This is a genomic window from Kocuria rosea subsp. polaris, assembly GCF_001483755.1.
Classification (GTDB): Bacteria; Actinomycetota; Actinomycetes; order Actinomycetales; family Micrococcaceae; genus Kocuria; species Kocuria cellulosilytica.
Window position 1 is genome coordinate 25,089 of the sequence record NZ_LQBK01000040.1, and the last position, 17,233, is coordinate 42,321.

Genomic DNA, 17,233 nt, shown 5'->3' on the forward strand with positions numbered 1-17,233 from the left:
AGCCGGTCAGGCCTCCGTGCGGGCCCGGTGGGCCGCCTGCGAGCGCCGGTACTGCGCCGCGAGGCGGACGGGGGCGTTGGGCGCGCCGAAGCCGGAGTAGCCGCGGCGGCGCTCGACCACCTCGAAGAACACCGTGCCCAGGGTCTCCGTGTAGAAGTGCAGGAACTCGCCCTCCGCGTCCCGGTCGTAGAGCAGGTGCAGCTCCTGCAGGGAGGCCACGAACCCGGGGTCGAGGTCGAAGCGGGCGTCGAGGTCCTCGTAGTAGTTCTGCGGCACGGGCAGGAACCGCAGCCCGCGCCGGCGGGCCCGCCGGGCCACGGCGACGACGTCCGTGCAGGACAGCGCCACGTGCTCGGGATAGGCCGCGCCCACGAAGGAGCCCTGCTCGGCGGCGGTCGGGGCCACGTTGAGCGGCATCCGCACCGCGCCGTTGGCCGAGCGCATCACCTGGCTGCGCACCAGCCCCGAGGGGCCGGGGACGTCCTGGGAGGACTGCGCCTCGAGGGCGAGCACCGAGGTGTAGAACAGCACGGCCTCGTCGTAGTGCTGCCACGGCTGGGCCATGTTGAGGTGGTCCACCCCGGTGACCAGGGCCCCGGGCTCGAGCTCGTCGTCCGCGCCGAACTCGCCCAGCCACGCCGGGACCCCGTCCGCCGTGCGCTCGCAGAAGAAGATCTCCGTGCCGTCCGGGGCGAACACCCCGCGCAGCACCTGCTCGCCGGGGCCCTGGGCGCGCGGCACGGGCAGGGCCTTGAGCCGGGCGGCCCGCTCCACGGCGGCGTCCGGGTCCGCGACGTCGAAGCCGAGCGCGGCGACCTCGGTGGGGGACCCGTCCGGGACCGCGTCGTTGACGACGACCCGCACCGGTCCCTGCACCCACACCTGCACGTTCTCCTTGGACTGGTGGTGACCGCCCAGGGCGAAGCCGAGCTGGTGCAGGAGCCGGGTGGTCTCGCCGAGCCGCCCGGTGCGGATCTCCACGAAGTCGTAGCCGGCCGGTTCCTCGACCGCGGGCAGCGGCTGGAGCCCGAGCGTGTCCCGGGTCCGCTCGCCGGCCAGGGCCCGCCGGGTCTGGTCCTCGAGCCAGCGCAGGGAGCGCAGCCCGTCCACCGCCGTGCGGTTGACGTCGGCCTGGCGGAAGGCGTCGTTGAAGATCTCCAGGGACACCGGCCCGTCGTAGCCCGCGCGGACCAGGTGGGACATGAACCCGACCATGTCGAAGTCGCCCTCCCCGGGGAACACCCGGTGGTGGCGGGACCAGGACAGCACGTCCAGGCTCAGCAGCGGGGCGTCGGCCAGCTGCACGAAGAAGATCTTCTCCGCCGCGATGCCCTCGATGGGCGCCGGGTCCCAGGCGCGGGAGAGGATGTGGAAGCTGTCGAGGCAGGTCCCCACGGCCGGGTGGTCGGCCAGGTCCACGATCCGCTGGGCGTGCTCGAAGTCGTCGACGAACCTCCCCCAGGCCAGCGCCTCGTAGGCCAGCCGCACCCCGTACCGGGCGGCGAGCTCGCCGAGCCGGCGCAGCTGCCCGGCCACGACATCGTCGTCGTCGATCACCGCGGTGGCCACGTTGGAGCACACGAGCACGGTCCGCACGCCGAGCCGGTCCATCAGCCGGAACTTGGCCTCGGCGCGCCGCAGGTTCGCGGCGAGCTGCTCCGGGCCTACGGCCTCGAAGTCCCGGAAGGGCTGGTAGAGGTCCAGGCTCAGGCCCAGTTCCGCGGCGAGCTCCCGGATCTGCTCGGGGGAGGAGGGGGAGACGACCAGGTCCTGCTCGAACACCTCGATCCCGTCGAAGCCCGCCGCCGCGGCGGCGTGCATCTTCTCCTCCAGGGTGCCCGAGAGGCAGACCGTGGCGATCGAGGTGCGCATCAGCGTCCCGCCCCGGAGACGGCCGGCTCCGCGGCGGCCTGCTCCTCGGCGACCGGCTCCGCAGCGGTCCGCCCCGGGGCGTTCCGGCCCTCGGCGCCGAGGGCGCGCAGCTCGGCGGCCTCGGTGCGCGAAGTGTGCAGCGCGTCGATCTCGTCGAGGGTCTTCTTTGCCGTCTCCCTCGCCGTCAGCGCGGCGCCGCCGGAGATCACGCACGCCACCGTGACGAACACGGCCACGCCCAGCCAGTTGTCGCCGGCGGGACCGGCCACGGCAGAGGCGAGCACGGGCGCGAAGCCGCCCGAGACCGCGAAGCCGATCTGCGTGCCCAGGGCCAGCCCGGTGACCCGCACCCGCAGCGGCAGCATCTCGGCGTAGAACGAGGGCCAGATGCTGTTGGCCATCGAGTAGGCGCACCCGGACATGACCGCGCCGAGCCCGAAGATGAGCGGCCAGTTCCCGGCGTGGACCGCCGAGAGATAGGGGTACATCAGCACGGCGGGGCCGAGCACCCCGGCGAGGAAGACGGGCTTGCGGCCGATGCGGTCGGCGAGCACGGCCACGACCGGGATCACGAACAGGGCGACGGCGTTGGCCAGCACGGAGACCCACAGCATGGTGGAGCGCTCGAGGCCGACCACGGAGGTGGCGAACGAGAGCGACCACACCGTGAACACCACGTTGACGGTGTTGATCATGGCGGCCGCGGCGATCCGTAGCACAGCGGCCCGGTGGTGCCTCAGGAGCACCCGCAGCGGGGACTCCGGCTCCTCGGCGGGCTCCTCGGCGCGGGCCTCCCGGAAGGCCGGCGGCTCCTCCAGGTGGCGGCGGATCAGGTAGGCGGCCACCACGACCACGGCGGAGAGCCAGAACGGCACGCGCCAGCCCCAGCTGAACAGCGCCTCCTCCGGCAGCAGGGTGAAGGGAATGAACACCGCGGTGGCCAGGAGGGTCCCGAACTGGGTGCCCTGCAGGGTCCAGCTGGTGGTGTACGCCCGCCGGTCCTCGTCGGCGTGCTCGAGCGACATGGAGATGGCGCTCGCCTGCTCGCCCGCGGCGGACAGGCCCTGGACCACGCGGCACAGCACGAGCAGCGCGGGCGCCAGCATCCCCACCTGGTCGTAGGTCGGGAGGCACCCGACGGCGAAGGTCGCCCCGCCGATCATGAACAGGGTCAGCATGAGCACGAACTTGCGGCCGAACCGGTCCGCCAGGGGGCCCATGACCAGCGCGCCCAGCGGCCGGACGGCGTACGCCACGCCCACGGTGCCCATGGCGAAGAGGATCGCCACGCCGGGGGACGTCTCGGCGGGGAAGAAGAGGTGGTTGAGCACCAGGGCGGCGGCGGTGCCGTAGACCGCGAAGTCGTAGTACTCGAGGGCGCTGCCGATCCAGCCGGCGAGGGCGGCCTTGCGGGGCGTCCTCGCGGACGGCGGCGGGGCCGTGGTCTCGGCGGTCGTCGCTGCTGAGCTCATGGGGATCCTTCGTTCGGAGTCCACAACACATCTAGCTCTCATATTGTGGAAACAACTTCTGTTGTGTGACTATGGTCTCTGTGAGCTGGTCCACATGTCAACCGCACAGCGAACGGAGCACCGCAGTGAGCACACCCGACCGGAACGTCGTCCTTCCTCCCCGGTGCCTCCGGTGACGGCCGCGGAGCAGGCGGGCACCGCCCGTCCGGACATGGTGGGCAAGGCCCTGCGGCTGCTCGAACTGCTGGGGGAGCACCCCGGCGGGCTGACCGCGGCCGAGGCGACCAGGATCTGCGGCTACCCCTTCAGCACCACGTACCGGCTCCTCAACGCGCTCGTCCGGGACGGCTTCGCCGAGCTGCAGGAGGACCGGCGCTACGTCCTGGGGCTGAAGATCTTCCGTGCGGCCCACGGTGTGGCCCAGCGCCTCGGGATCACCGGGACGGTCGTGCCCGTGCTGCGGCGGATGGTGGAGCGCACGGGCGAGTCCTGCCTGTTCGCCGTCCTGGACGGCGACCGGTTCCACACCCTCGCCAAGGAGGACGGCCCGGACTTCCGGGTCACCTCCGACCCCGGCTACCGCGGCGCGCTGCACTCCTCGGCCCTGGGGCTGTGCCTGCTCGCGTTCGCCCCGGACGAGGTGCGCGAGCACCTCCTCGAAACGGTCGAGCTCGAGCCGCGCACCCCGAGCACGCTCACGGACCGGGACGAGCTGCGCCGGCGGGTCGAACGGATCCGGCGTGCGGGCTGGGCCACCCAGGACCAGGAGCACGACGTGGGCATGGTCGCCGTCGCGGTGCCCGTCCTGCGGCCGGGCGGGGGGTGCGTCGGCTCGCTCGCGCTGTCCGCACCGGTGTTCCGCCACCGGCTCGAGGACCTCGTGGACATGGTGCCGGCCCTCCAGGAGGCGGCCGGGGAGCTGGGCGCCCGGCTCCCCGGCTGACCGGCCGGCGCACGCTCAGGGGACGGAGTCGCCGCGCGCCGCCGTGAGCAGGGCGTACCAGTCCTCGTGGTCCAGCCGGGACGCGAGCTCCTCCGCTCCGGCGCACGCGGCGATCCGCTCCGGGTCGGTGGTGCCCAGCACGGGACGGATCCCGCCGGGGTGCCGCATGAGCCACGCGAGGACCACCGCCTCGCCGGAGGCACCGTGCGCGGCGGCGACCCGGTGGACCGCCGCCGCGGTGGCCGCGGCGTGCTGGTCCTCCGGCGGGATCGGCGCGCCGGTGTACAGGCCGCGGGCCAGGGCGCCCCACGCCTGCACCTCGATGCCGTCCGCCGCGCAGTACTCCAGGAGACCCTCCGGGAACGAGTGCTCGGCACCCCCGGGGTGGTTGACGAGGATCTGCTGCTCCACGAAGCTGCGGTGCCGCAGGCTCAGCTCGAGCTGCACCGCGGTGACGGGCGTGCTCAGCAGCTGCTGGTAGCGGGACACCTGGCGGGTCGACATGTTGGACAGGCCCACGGAGCGGATCAGCCCCTCCTTGCGCAGCTCGTCCAGTGTCCCCGCGACCTCCTGGAGGTCGGCCAGCGGGTCGGGCCGGTGCAGCATGAGCCGCTCCACCGAGTCCACGCGGAGCCGGCGCAGGGAACCCTCGAGGCCGCTCCGGATCGTGTCCCGGTCCAGTCGGTAGTGGGTCGGCGCGCCGGGCGCGGCGGTGTTGCCGGGCAGGCGCACCCCGCACTTGGTCTGCAGGGTCGTCCTGCGCCCCAGCTCCGGGTCCTCGGCGAGCAGCTCGCCGAAGACCGCCTCGGACTTGCCGTTCGCGTAGATGTCGGCGTGGTCGAAGTCGGTGATGCCCGCGTCCAGCGCGGCGTGCACCGCGGCGCGGGCGCGGTCCACGGTCGCCGCGCTCGCCGGGGCGTCGTCCCAGGACCCGCCGATGGTCATGCAGCCGTAGATCAGGCGGGAGCTCACGGGCGGTCCTCCCCCTCGGGCACCCCGGCGTCCCGGGTGGGGCTCTGCTGCTCCGGGCTCTGCTGCCCGGTGCCGTGCTGCTCGGTGCCCCGCTCCTCCAGGCGCTGCTGCTCCGCGGACCAGCGCAGGCGGGCGGCCGCCCCGTAGGCGGCTCCGGACTCCTGCATCCGGCCCGCGCGCTCGTAGAGCCGGCCCAGCGCGGTGAAGCACTCGGCCTGCTCCGTGGCGGTGGCCTCGGTCTCCTGGTAGAAGTCCAGTGCCCGGTTGTACGCGGTGATGGCCTGGGTGTGCCGCTCGCCCAGTTCGTACACCCGCCCGAGGTTGACGTGGCACTGCGCCTGGTCCTGCGCCTCGTGCGGGGCGTCGAGGTACTGGCCCAGGGCGTCGAGGAGGTGCTCCTCGGCGTCGTGGGCGCGGTCCAGCTCGAGCAGCAGGCTGCCCAGGATCAGGTGCGTGCGGGCCTTGTGCTTGCCGCTGCCCGGGATGCGGCCGAAGAGCCCGAGGGCGTGCTCGTAGGCGGTGAGGGACCGGCCGGGACGGTTCATCCCGAGGTAGAGGTGGCCCAGGTTGTAGTGGCAGGCGGCCTGCTCCTGGAGGGAGTCGCTCTCCTCCTCGAAGAGCGCGATGGCCTGCTGGTAGGCGGTCTCGGCCTCGTCGAGCCGGCCGCGGTCCTCGGCGTCGAGGGCCCGGGTGAAGAACCCGTGCCCGTCCTGGGGATAGCTCATGCGGATTCCTTTCTCGGCCGGGTCTCCCACGGGGTGGCGGGGGCTACGCAGGGTGCGGGTCCCGTGGACGGGGGGTCCGCCGGCCCAGCGCGAACCACAGTCCCGCGCCGGCGACGGGGAACGCGAGGATCACGAGCAGCCACAGCAGGCGCAGCACGGGGTCCGGGGCCGGGCTGCGCAGCAGGGAGACCGAGGCGGCGACCATCAGCGCGACGACGACCGCTCCGGCCGCCGTCGCACCGCTCTCCCACGCTCCCGTCCGCACGGCCTCGGCGCCGCCGGCCGCGAGGACGGTCAAGGTGCTCATGCATCGATACTGGCACCGCGGGGGCGGGTGGACAAGGGCGGGCGCCGGGCCGTGCCGGTGTCCGGTCCCCCGTAGAGTGGGCTCCGTCACCGCTCAGCACGCTGATAAAATATGCAGGACGATCGCAACCCCGAGGAGAGTCCACGATGTCCACCTCCGACGACCGCCCGTACGACCAGGAGTCCGCCCACGAGGAGCCCGCGGCCGGGCGCTCCGGCGGACCGGACACCGACGACACCGGGGTGGAGCGCCACGCGCCCAGCTCGGCGACCGAGCTGTGGGACCACAACGCCTACGGGCGGGAGGACGGCGACATCGGCGGGTCCGCGACCTCGAGCCCGGCCGACACCCGGGACCCGCGCGGCGGGGCCCCCGCCTACAACATCGACGCCGGGGACGACGACGCCGTCCGGCACGGCGACGACTCCGGCCGCGACGACGGCACGGACGTGCGCCGGACCGGCGAGTCGCTGACCGGGGCGGACGCGACCGCCGGTGACGGCCGGGCGAGCGTCGGCGACGAGGGGCCCGAGGCCCGGCGTGCCGGCCGGCCGGACGCACCGTCCGGCACCGGCGACCAGGCCTTCGACCAGGAGGCGGCCGACCGGGAGGGGGCCGTGCAGGAGGCCAGCGCCCGGGACGCCACCGTGCCGGAGGCCAGCGCCCGGGACGCCACCGTGCCGGAGGCCGGCGCCCGGGACGCCACCGCCGAGGACACCGGCCGGGGCCCGGCCACCCCGGACACCGGCGGCCGGGGCCCGGCGGGGCGCGGTGCCGGCCGCCACGCCGCCGGGGACGAGGACCGCGGTCCCGGGGACGCGGGATCCCTGCGCGGTGCGCAGCCGGGGCAGAGCCCCTCCGTGGTCCGGCACGAGGAGCGCCTGCAGGTCGGGACGGAGCGGGTCGAGACCGGGCGGACCCGGCTGCGCAAGTACGTGGTGGAGGAGCCGGTGCGCGCCGAGCAGACCCTGGCGTCCGAGGACGTCGAGGAGATCCGCACCCCCGTCACCGAGGAGGAGCGCGAGGCGTTCCTCGGCGGCGCGGAGCTGCCGGTGGGGGAGGACGAGGTCATCCTCTACCGGGAGGTGCCCGTGGTGCGGACGGTGCGCGTGCCCTACGAGCGGGTGCGCCTGGCGGTGCGCCGCACGGAGCGCACCGAGGTGGTCGAGGAGACCGTGCGCAAGGAGCGGATCGACGTCGAGGAGGACTGATCCCTCCCGGCACGGACGCGCCCCGGCCACCGGCCGGGGCGCGTCCGTGCCGGTGCGGATCGGGTGTTCACCCAGCGCGGAGCCGCTCCCGGGGGCTTGTGCCCCGCCTCACGGGAGTGCAGTAATGATCAGTGAGCTGGTCGTTCCGGTCCGTGCGGTCCGGGACCGACCGGTGCCGACGACGTGACGACGACCGGGAGGTCCACCATGCGCAAGAGGCTGAACAGGATGCGGAAGAGGACCGGGGAGCAGGCGCCCATGGCCCCCGGCGTCCCCGGCAGCGAGACCGCCCCGGTCGCGGAGCCCACGACCCCCCGCCCGCCGCTGCCGCCCAAGCCGGACCAGGGCACGCCCGAGCCCGTGAGCCCCACGGGCCAGGACACCGGGGCCGACCCGACTCTCAACGCCCAGGGCGGGGAGTACCTGACCACCGCCCACGGCGCCCGGCGCAGCGACACCGACCACTCCCTGAAGGCGGGCCGGCGCGGGCCCGTGCTCCTGCAGGACCACCACTTCCGGGAGAAGGTCAGCCACTTCGACCACGAGCGCATCCCGGAGCGCGTGGTGCACGCCCGCGGCGCCGGCGCCCACGGCGTGTTCCGCTCCTACGGCACCGCGAGCAGGATCTCCTCCGCGGCGGTGTTCCAGAAGGACGTCGAGACCCCGGTCTTCGTGCGGTTCTCGACCGTGCTCGGCTCGCGCGGCTCCGCCGACCTCGCCCGCGACACCCGCGGCTTCGCCACGAAGTTCTACACCTCCGAGGGCACCTGGGACCTCGTGGGCAACAACATCCCCGTGTTCTTCATCCAGGACGCCATCAAGTTCCCGGACGTCATCCACGCCGGCAAGCCCCACCCGGACCGGGAGATCCCGCAGGCGCAGTCCGCGCACGACACCTTCTGGGACTTCGTCTCCCTGCACACCGAGGCCCAGCACCACACGATCTGGAACATGTCGGACCGCGGCATCCCCCGCTCCTACCGCACGATGGAGGGCTTCGGCATCCACACCTTCCGGCTCGTGGACGACGCGGGCCGCAGCGTGCTCGTGAAGTTCCACTGGAAGCCGAAGCTGGGCGTGCACTCGGTGCTGTGGGAGGAGGCCCAGATCGCGATGGGCATGGACCCCGACGTGCACCGCCGGGACCTCGCCGACGCCATCGAGGCCGGGGCCCACCCCGAGTGGGAGCTCGGGGTCCAGGTCTTCGAGGACAACGAGGAGCAGACGTTCGAGGGCATCGACCTGCTCGACCCCACGAAGATCGTCCCGGAGGAGCTCGCCCCCGTGGAGCCGGTGGGGCTGATGACGCTCAACCGCAACCCCTCGAACTACTTCGCCGAGACCGAGCAGGTCGCCTTCAACCCCAACAACCTGGTGCGCGGCATCGACGTGACCAACGACCCGCTGCTGCAGGGCCGGCTGTTCTCCTACCTGGACACCCAGCTCAGCCGGCTGGGCGGGCCCAACTGGACCCAGCTGCCGATCAACCGCCCGCACGCCCCCGTCAACGACATGCTCCGGGACGCGATGCACCAGACGGCCGTGCACTCCGGGGTCGCGCCCTACCACCCGAACTCGCTGGACGGGAACAACCCCTTCCCCGCCGACGAGCCGGCCCGTCCCTTCATCGACCACCCGGCCCCGGTCGCGGAGTCGGTCAAGGAGCGCGGGAACCCCGTGTCCTTCGAGGACCACTACACCCAGACGCGGCTGTTCTGGCTGTCGATGAGCGACGTGGAGAAGGAGCACATCGCGCAGGCGTACACGTTCGAGCTCGGCAAGTGCTGGGAGCAGTCCGTCAAGGAGCGCCAGCTGCAGTCGCTCGCCAACATCGACGAGAAGCTGTGCGCCGTGGTCGCGCGGGGACTGGGGCTGCCGGCGCCGAAGCCCACCGTCAAGCACGGGCGGATCACGCCCAGCCCGGCCCTGTCCCAGGTCGGCGGGCAGTGGCCCCTCGACGGCCGCCAGGTGGGCATCGTGGTGGGCCCGGACCCGGACGAGAACGACCTCGCGGCCGTGGTCTCCGCGATCGACGACGCCGGGATGGTGCCGCTGGTCGTCGCCCCGCACGGCGGGCCGGTGGGGCGCGGCGGGAAGCTCGTGGCCCACCGGACCTATCTCACGGCGCGCTCGGTCGAGTTCGACTCGGTGCTCGTGGCCGGCGCCGTCCCCCCGGCCCCGGACGCCCAGCAGGGCCTCGACGCGAAGGCCGGGGCCGTCTCCGCCGGCGGCGTGGACCCGCGCGTGCACCTGCTGCTCGGCGAGGTGTTCCGCCAGGCCAAGGCCATCGGCTCCTGGGGCTCCAAGGGGCAGGTGCTCGCCGCGGCGGGCCTGCCCGAGGGCGCCCCCGGCGTGGTCTCCGGCAAGGACTCCGCCGCCGTGGTCGAGCAGGTGGTCACGCTCATGAAGAGCCACCGCGCCTGGGAGCGGTTCCCGCTCTCCGGCCGCCTCTGACCCGCCTTCCTTCCGCGAAGTCATCGCTTCTGCCCGAGACCGCCGTCGACCTGCGGTGTCCTCGGGCAGGAGCGGTGACCTCGGCGGTCGGGGAGGGGCTCAGAAGCGGCCCAGCTCCTCCCGCAGCGCGGAGCCGAGGTCGGGGTGGCGGAACCGGTAGCCGCGGTCGATGGCCCGGTCCGCCGAGACCCGCTGGTCCGCGAGGGCCATGAGCTCGGCGCCCTCGGACCCGAGCACCAGCTTCGGCCCGAACCCCGGCGTGGGCAGCAGGGCCGGCCGGCCGAGGACCTTCCCGAGGGTCCGGGCGTAGTCGCGGCCCGTCACGGGCATCGGGGCCACGGCGTTGACGGGCCCGTGCAGGCCGGGGGAGAGCACCGCGTGGGCGAACAGGCCCACCACGTCGTCCAGCGAGATCCAGCTCAGCCACTGGTCCCCGGAGCCGAGCCGTCCGCCCAGCCCCGCGAGGAACAGCGGCAGCTGGGCCTTCAGGGCGCCGCCGGCGGGGCTCTGCACCACTCCGGTGCGCATCGTGACCACGCGGGTGCCGATGGCCTCGGCCTCCTGGGCGGCCCCTTCCCACGCGGTGCAGACCTCGGCGAGGAAGTCGTCGCCCGGCGGGGACTTCTCCGTGACGGTCTCCCCGTGCGTGTCCGCCCCGTAGTACCCGATCGCGGAGCCGTTGACCAGCGCGGACGGGGCCTCGTCGCCGAGCGCGGTGAGGGCGCGCACCAGCAGCCGGGTGCCCAGCACCCGCGAGTCGTGGATCTGCTCCTTCGCCGCGTCCGTGAGCCGGCCGCCGATGTTCCGCCCGGCCAGGTTCACCACGACGTCCACGCCCCGCAGCGCGGCGGGGTCCAGCGTCCCGGCCGCCGGGTCCCACGAGATCTCGTCGGGGGTGCGCGCCTCGCGGCGCACGAGGCGCAGGACCGTGTGGCCCCCGGTGCCGAGCAGCGCCGCCAGCTGGACGCCGATGGTGCCCGAGGCCCCCGTGACGGCGACGGTCAGGGGCCGGCCGGGATAGCGGCCGTGGAAGTCGAGATCGGCGGCCAGCCGCCGGGAGCGGGCCTCGAACTGGCGTCCCAGCGCCGGGCTCATCAGCCGGTCCCCGAACGCCCTGCTGCCCGGCAGCGCCGCGTACTCCACCGTGTCGGTGACCAGGGTGCCGCCGTGCCCGTCGTCGTCGAACCGGTGGTGGTGCTCCCACGAGGCGAGCGGGCCCTTCACCATCCGGTCCCGGAACTCCCGGCCCGGCACGAAGCCGTGGTGCTCGGCGGTCCAGGGCACCGAGGCCAGCCCGTAGGAGCCCGGCACGGCGACCCGGAGCCGGGACCGCGTGCCGTCCCGCAGCGGGGGCGAGGACTCCTCCACCACGGACCCCGTCCAGGCGGGGGTCAGCCGTGTGAGCGCCCCCGGGCGGGCGTGCCAGGCGAAGACGTCCTCGACGGGGTGGGGCACGCGGGAGCTGAACGTGAAGGTGGTCATGCTTGCCACTCAACCCGCAATGCCCCGGTTCGTCCAGGACCTGGCGCCGCGGGCCGTCCGTGTCCCGCTCCGGGCCGCGGGGCGGGCGCCCCTGCGCCCGGGCCCCGTGCCGCCCGCTTGCCCCGGGGCGGGCCGTCGCCCAGAGTGGGGACGTGCAGACCCCCGGACGCATCGCGCTCATCCGCCACGGCCAGACCGACTGGAACCTCGAGGAGAGGCTCCAGGGCGCCACGGACGTCCCCCTCAACGACACCGGGCGGGAGCAGGCCCGGGCCGCCGCCCGGCACCTGCGAGCCGAGGCCCTCGGCTGGGACGTGCTGGTGTCCTCGCCGCTGGGCCGGGCCGTGGAGACCGCGCGGATCATCGGCGGGGCCCTGGGCCTCGAGCTCGCGGCGACCTACGACGAGCTCGTGGAGCGCGGCTTCGGCCCGCACGAGGGCTCACGCCTGGCCGGCCTCGAGGGGGCCGCGCGGGAACGGATCCTCTCCGCGGGGGAGCCGGCGGAGGCGGTCGCACGCCGCGGCCTGGCGGCCCTGCGCCGGATCCGCGACGACCACCCCGGGCGCAGCGTGCTGGTCGTGGCGCACGGCTCGCTCATCCGGCTGACGGTCTCCGAGCTCAACGGGGAGGCCCATCCCCGGGTCCGCAACTGCGAGGTGGTCCCCGTGCGGACGGAGGCCCTCGGCGCCGCGCGCCTGCGAGATGACGTGTCGGAATCCACCGCACCCTGACAGCCCCGGCTTCGTTCAATAAGCTGAGGCCATCAGGGACGGTCCCACGAGGTGCCGTCCACCCCCTGCGGCGGCGACGGTGGCGCACAGAACGCGCCCCCGGCCGCCCACGGCGACGAAGGCGTGATGCGGCTGTGGCCTCTGACCAGTACACGATCCCCGACGAGGACCGGACCGAGGCGATCCGCGTGATCCCGAGGGCCCCCGAGTGGACCGGGGACCGGGAGTGGATCAACGAGTACTACCGCCACGTCCCGCAGGACGACCTGCTGGCCCGCACCGAGGACCAGCTGCGCGAGCGCGCCGAGCACCACCACGACGTGGGCCGGACCCGGGCGCCGCGGGAGATCGCCGTGGGCGTGCGCCAGGAGGACTCGACCTCCGTGGTCTTCGTGGTCACCGAGGACGTCCCCTACCTCGTGAGCACCGTGTCCGCGGAGATCGCCGCCAAGTGGGGCGGCGCCCGCCTGCTCATCCACCCCGTGCTCGTCGCCGCCCGGGACGCGGAGACCCACGAGCTGCGCCGGCTCCAGCAGGTGCCGGACTTCTCGGCGACCTCCAGCGGCGACACCACCGCGCTGCCCAGCCTGGCCGGCTTCCGCTCGGACGGCTCCACCACGCACGTCGTGGAGTCCTGGATCTCCGTGGAGCTGTCCCGGCAGATCTCGGACGACACCGCCCAGGAGCTCGTGGACCGGCTCTCGAGCCTGCTCGAGGACGTCCGGCGGGTCGACGACGACCAGGTGGAGCTCAAGGAGCGCGTCGGGCAGCTCGCGGACGAGCTCGACCGGCTGCGGCAGCTGGACCTGCCGGAGGGCGGGCACCCGCCGCTGGTCGGGCCGTCCCAGGAGTTCCTGCGCTGGCTGCCCCGGGGCAACTTCATCCTCATGGGCTTCAAGGAGTACGACCTCGAGGACACCGGTGACGGGCTCTCCCTGGTCAGCCGCCCCGGGACCGGCCGGGGCCTGCTCGTGGAGCACGACGCCAGGCCGCACCGGCAGGTCCTGACCGGCCTGGGCCGGGAGCACGCGCGCGAGGCCGGCACGCTGTTCATCACGAAGGCCAACCGCCGCTCGTCGATCCACCGCCGGGAGTACCTCGACTACATCGGCGTCGCCAAGTACGACGACGAGGGCCGGATCGTGGGCGAGTACCTGGTGCTGGGGCTCTTCACCCGCCGCGCCTACAACACGCCGGCCCGCGAGACGCCGCTGATCAAGGAGAAGATGGCGGAGGTCGCCGAGCGGTTCGGCTTCCTCGAGGACTCGCACTCCGCCCGGGACCTCATGGGCAACATCGAGGACTACCCGCGCGACGAGCTGTTCCACATGACCGCGGACGAGCTCTACGACATCATGCGCGGCGTCATGGGCCTGGACGAGCGGCGCCAGACCCGCCTGTTCCTGCGCCAGGACCACTTCGGGCGGTTCATGTCCGCGGTCGTCTTCCTCCCCCGCGACCGGTACAACACGTCGGTGCGCCGGCGGATCGAGGAGGAGCTCGAGCGCACCTTCGACGCCGAGTCCATCGACTTCGACGCCCGGCTGTCCTCCTCGACGCTCGCCCGCCTGTTCTTCCGCATCCGGCTGCCGTACACCGGTGAGGTGCAGTCCTTCGACCGGGAGGGCCTGGAGGCGCGGCTGCGGGCCGCGGTGCGCTCCTGGCCGGAGGCGCTGGCCCGGGCGATCCACCGGAACTTCCCGGAGGAGCTCGCGCGCACCCACGCCGAGAACTGGGCGGAGGCGTTCCCGGACGCCTACCGGGCGGACTACGAGATCGAGGAGGCGCTCCTGGACCTCCAGCGCTGCGAGGAGCTGTGGGGACGGGACCCGGACCTGCCCGCGGAGGTGCGCGTCGTCGACGACCCCGCGGGCGTGCGGCTGAACATCTACCTGACCCGTTCGCTGTCCCTCACCGCGCTGCTGCCGATGCTGCAGAACCTCGGCCTGACGGTCCTCGACCAGAAGCCGTACGAGGTCGCCCCCGCCGACGGCCGGCACTTCCAGCTCTACGACTTCGGGGTGCGGCTGCCGGAGGGCGTGGACGCGACCGGCCCGGAGGACGCCAAGACCGAGGACCTCATCGAGGACACCCTGTGCGCGGTGCTGGCCAACCGCTCGGAGTCGGACTCCCTGAACCGGCTGGTGCTGACGGAGCGCATGACGTGGCGGACCGTGGCGGTGCTGCGCTCCTACGTCCGGTACCTCCTGCAGCTGGGGCACCCCAACTCCTTCGACTACATCGCGGACACGCTCCTGGCGTTCCCCGAGGTCACCCGGGCGCTCGTCGAGTTCTTCGACGCGAGCTTCAACCCGGCGCTCGACGACGCCGTGCGCGCCTCCCAGCGCGACGCCGCGCAGGGCCGGCTCACCGAGGCCCTGGACGAGGTGCCGACCCTGGACGCGGACAAGCTGCTGCGGGCCCTGGCCGAGATCATGGCCGCGACCCTGCGCACCAACGTGTACCGGCACCGCCCCACCATGGCGTTCAAGCTGGACCCCCGGCGGATCAGCACGGCCCCGCTGCCGCACCCGATGTTCGAGGTCTGGGTGTGGTCCCCGCGGGTCGAGGGCACGCACCTGCGCTTCGGGCCGGTGGCCCGCGGCGGCCTGCGCTGGTCGGACCGCCGCGAGGACTTCCGCACCGAGGTCCTGGGCCTGGTCAAGGCGCAGATGGTGAAGAACTCCGTGATCGTGCCCAACGGGGCGAAGGGCGGGTTCTACCCCAAGCAGCTGCCGGAGCCGGCCGTGGACCGGGACGCCTGGGTGGCCGAGGGCCGGGAGGCCTACAAGCTGTTCATCGCCTCGCTGCTGGACATCACCGACAACCTCGTCCGGGACGAGTCCGGCCGGGACGTCGCCGTGCACCCGGAGCAGGTGGTGCGCCGCGACGGGCAGGACTCCTACCTGGTGGTGGCCGCGGACAAGGGCACGGCGTCCTTCTCGGACACCGCCAACGCGATCTCCGCGGAGTACGGGTTCTGGCTCGGGGACGCCTTCGCCTCGGGCGGCTCGGTGGGCTACGACCACAAGGCCATGGGCATCACCGCCCGGGGGGCCTGGGAGTCGGTGAAGCGGCACTTCTTCGCCCTCGGCGTCGACACCCAGACCGAGGACTTCACCGTGGTGGGCGTGGGCGACATGTCCGGCGACGTGTTCGGCAACGGCATGCTGCTCTCCGAGCACATCCGGCTGGTCGCCGCGTTCGACCACCGCGACATCTTCCTCGACCCCGACCCGGACCCGGCGGTCTCCTACGCCGAGCGCGAGCGGCTGTTCGGCCGCCCCCGGTCCTCGTGGCAGGACTACGACCCGGAGAAGATCTCGGCCGGCGGCGGCGTGTACTCGCGCACCGTGAAGTCGGTGCCGATCTCCCCGCAGGTCCGCGAGGCCCTCGACCTCGAGGACGGCGTCGAGGAGCTCTCCCCGATCGAGCTGATGCGGGCGATCCTGACGGCGCCCGCCGACCTGCTGTACAACGGCGGGATCGGCACGTACGTGAAGTCGGCGCAGGAGACCTCCACGGACGTGGGGGACAAGGCCAACGACGCGATCCGCGTCGACGGCCGGGACCTGCGGGCCAAGGTCGTCGGCGAGGGCGGGAACCTGGGCTGCACCCAGCTCGGCCGGGTGGAGGCCGCCCTGAACGGGGTGCTGATCAACACGGACGCGATCGACAACTCCGGGGGCGTGGAGTCCTCCGACCGCGAGGTCAACATCAAGATCCTCGTGGACCGCATGGTCGTGGCCGGGGAGCTCTCCGCGGACGAGCGCGCGGACTTCATCGAGGCCATGACCGACGAGGTCGCCGGGCTGGTGCTCGAGACCAACGTGGCGCAGAACGTGCTGCTCACCACGGAGCGGGCCCGCGTGCGGTCCCTCAACGAGGCCTACATCCGGTTCATGCACTGGCTCGAGGAGGCGGCCGACCTCGACCGGGAGATCGAGTTCCTGCCCACCGACGAGCAGCTGCGCGAGCGGGTCCGCACGGGCCACGGGCTCACGTCCCCGGAGCTGTCCGTGCTGGCGGCCTACGCCAAGATCCAGCTCTCGGAGGCCCTGGTGGAGGGCGGCCTCGCCGAGGACCCGTGGTTCGTGGAGGTCCTGGAGGCCTACTTCCCGGAGCAGATCACGCGGCGCTTCGGCGAGCTCGTGGGCACCCACCCCCTGCGCGCCGAGATCATCGGCACGGTCGTGGCCAACCAGATGGTCAACTACGGCGGCATCCCCTTCGTCTACCGCGTGATGGAGGAGACCGGGTGCGGGCCCGTGGAGGTGGCCCGCGCCTTCGTGGCCGCGGTGCAGATCTACGAGATCGACCGCTACGCCCACCAGCACCGGGAGCTGCCCGCGGACGTGCCCACCGAGATGTGGGACCGGATGTTCCTGGACATGCGCCGCCTGCTGGACCGCGTGGTGCGCTGGCTCATCAACCGGGAGGAGACCGCCAACCCGGTCGCCGAGGTCATCGACCGCTACAAGCCCACGGTGGACATCCGGTTCCTCGAGGACCGGCTGCTCGGGGAGGACTCCCGGCAGCGGGTCGACTCCCGGGCGGAGGCCGCCGAGCGGCAGGGCGTCCCCGGCCCGCTGGCCACGGAGTGGTCGCAGCTGCTGGACGCGTTCGCGCTGCTGGACGTGGCCCGCCTCGCCCATGCCTCCGGGGAGGCGATCGCCGAGGACGGCAGCCTCGACGAGGAGCAGATCAAGACCATCGCCAAGGTCTACTTCCGGCTCTACGACCGCTACCGCATCGAGAGCCTGCTCAACCGGATCACCGGCCTGCCGCAGACCACGCGCTGGGAGAACCTGGCGCGGATGTCCATGCGGGAGGACGTCTACGCGACCCTGGTGGCCCTCGCCGACCAGGCCCTCGAGGCGCCCGGGCAGGACGCGCGGCAGAAGGTCGAGGCCTGGGAGGCCAGCAACGAGTCCCGGCTGAGCCGGCTGCGGGAGGTGCTGGGGGAGATCGAGGCCGAGGACACGGGCGAGGCCTCCGCCGAGCTCGCGTCCCTGTCCGTGGCGCTGCGGACCATGCGCAGCGCGCTGGCCGGGTAGGACGGCC

11 protein-coding genes are annotated in these 17,233 nt (G+C 73.4%); 5 read left to right on the top strand and 6 right to left on the bottom strand.

Features of this window, described 5'->3' with window-relative positions; translation table 11 throughout:
• Positions 1 to 6 precede the first annotated feature (6 nt).
• Positions 7 to 1,872: a bifunctional sugar phosphate isomerase/epimerase/4-hydroxyphenylpyruvate dioxygenase family protein gene (locus AVL61_RS15295; protein ID WP_058875189.1), complete on the bottom strand. Its 1,866-nt coding sequence runs from the start codon at positions 1,870 to 1,872 to the stop codon at positions 7 to 9.
• A complete protein-coding gene (locus tag AVL61_RS15300) occupies positions 1,872 to 3,344 on the bottom strand; it encodes an MFS transporter (RefSeq protein WP_058875190.1) in 1,473 nt (490 codons plus the stop codon). The genes AVL61_RS15295 and AVL61_RS15300 overlap by 1 nt, the downstream gene beginning before the upstream one ends.
• Positions 3,345 to 3,516: 172 nt before the next feature.
• Here AVL61_RS15300 and AVL61_RS15305 point away from each other — a divergent pair, with 172 nt between their 5' ends.
• Positions 3,517 to 4,287, top strand: a complete 771-nt coding sequence (locus AVL61_RS15305) for an IclR family transcriptional regulator (protein WP_231738443.1) — start codon at positions 3,517 to 3,519, stop codon at positions 4,285 to 4,287.
• A gap of 15 nt (positions 4,288 to 4,302) precedes the next feature.
• On the opposite strand, the gene AVL61_RS15310 is transcribed toward AVL61_RS15305, so the two are convergent.
• Genes AVL61_RS15310 through AVL61_RS15320 form a run of 3 tightly spaced genes read right to left on the bottom strand, consistent with a single transcriptional unit; the run spans position 4,303 to position 6,291 of the window.
• The gene (locus tag AVL61_RS15310) at positions 4,303 to 5,259 is read right to left on the bottom strand and encodes an aldo/keto reductase (RefSeq protein ID WP_231738444.1); all 957 of its coding nucleotides are present in this window, start codon (positions 5,257 to 5,259) and stop codon (positions 4,303 to 4,305) included.
• Positions 5,256 to 5,984: a tetratricopeptide repeat protein gene (locus AVL61_RS15315; protein ID WP_058875191.1), complete on the bottom strand. Its 729-nt coding sequence runs from the start codon at positions 5,982 to 5,984 to the stop codon at positions 5,256 to 5,258. The genes AVL61_RS15310 and AVL61_RS15315 overlap by 4 nt, the downstream gene beginning before the upstream one ends.
• A 43-nt stretch (positions 5,985 to 6,027) precedes the next feature.
• Positions 6,028 to 6,291 carry a PLDc N-terminal domain-containing protein gene (locus AVL61_RS15320; RefSeq protein ID WP_082697224.1) on the bottom strand — a complete coding sequence of 88 codons (264 nt, stop codon included), beginning with the start codon at positions 6,289 to 6,291 and terminating at the stop codon, positions 6,028 to 6,030.
• A 146-nt stretch (positions 6,292 to 6,437) separates the two neighbouring features.
• Here AVL61_RS15320 and AVL61_RS18525 point away from each other — a divergent pair, with 146 nt between their 5' ends.
• Entirely contained in the window at positions 6,438 to 7,502 is a 1,065-nt protein-coding gene (locus tag AVL61_RS18525; RefSeq protein ID WP_082697225.1) for a DUF2382 domain-containing protein, read from the top strand.
• 207 nt (positions 7,503 to 7,709) lie between these two features.
• Entirely contained in the window at positions 7,710 to 9,956 is a 2,247-nt protein-coding gene (locus tag AVL61_RS15330) for a catalase (protein ID WP_231738445.1), read from the top strand.
• Positions 9,957 to 10,055: 99 nt separating this feature from the next.
• Here the strand turns inward: AVL61_RS15330 and AVL61_RS15335 are convergent, their stop codons facing one another.
• On the bottom strand, positions 10,056 to 11,438 hold the full coding sequence (locus AVL61_RS15335) for a TIGR01777 family oxidoreductase (RefSeq protein WP_058875194.1): 1,383 nt from the start codon (positions 11,436 to 11,438) through the stop codon (positions 10,056 to 10,058).
• A 152-nt stretch (positions 11,439 to 11,590) separates the two neighbouring features.
• Here AVL61_RS15335 and AVL61_RS15340 point away from each other — a divergent pair, with 152 nt between their 5' ends.
• Both AVL61_RS15340 and AVL61_RS15345 read left to right on the top strand, forming a co-directional pair.
• Positions 11,591 to 12,169 carry a histidine phosphatase family protein gene (locus AVL61_RS15340; protein WP_058875195.1) on the top strand — a complete coding sequence of 193 codons (579 nt, stop codon included), beginning with the start codon at positions 11,591 to 11,593 and terminating at the stop codon, positions 12,167 to 12,169.
• Positions 12,170 to 12,303: 134 nt separating this feature from the next.
• Positions 12,304 to 17,226 carry an NAD-glutamate dehydrogenase gene (locus AVL61_RS15345; RefSeq protein WP_197412736.1) on the top strand — a complete coding sequence of 1,641 codons (4,923 nt, stop codon included), beginning with the start codon at positions 12,304 to 12,306 and terminating at the stop codon, positions 17,224 to 17,226.
• Positions 17,227 to 17,233 lie beyond the last annotated feature (7 nt).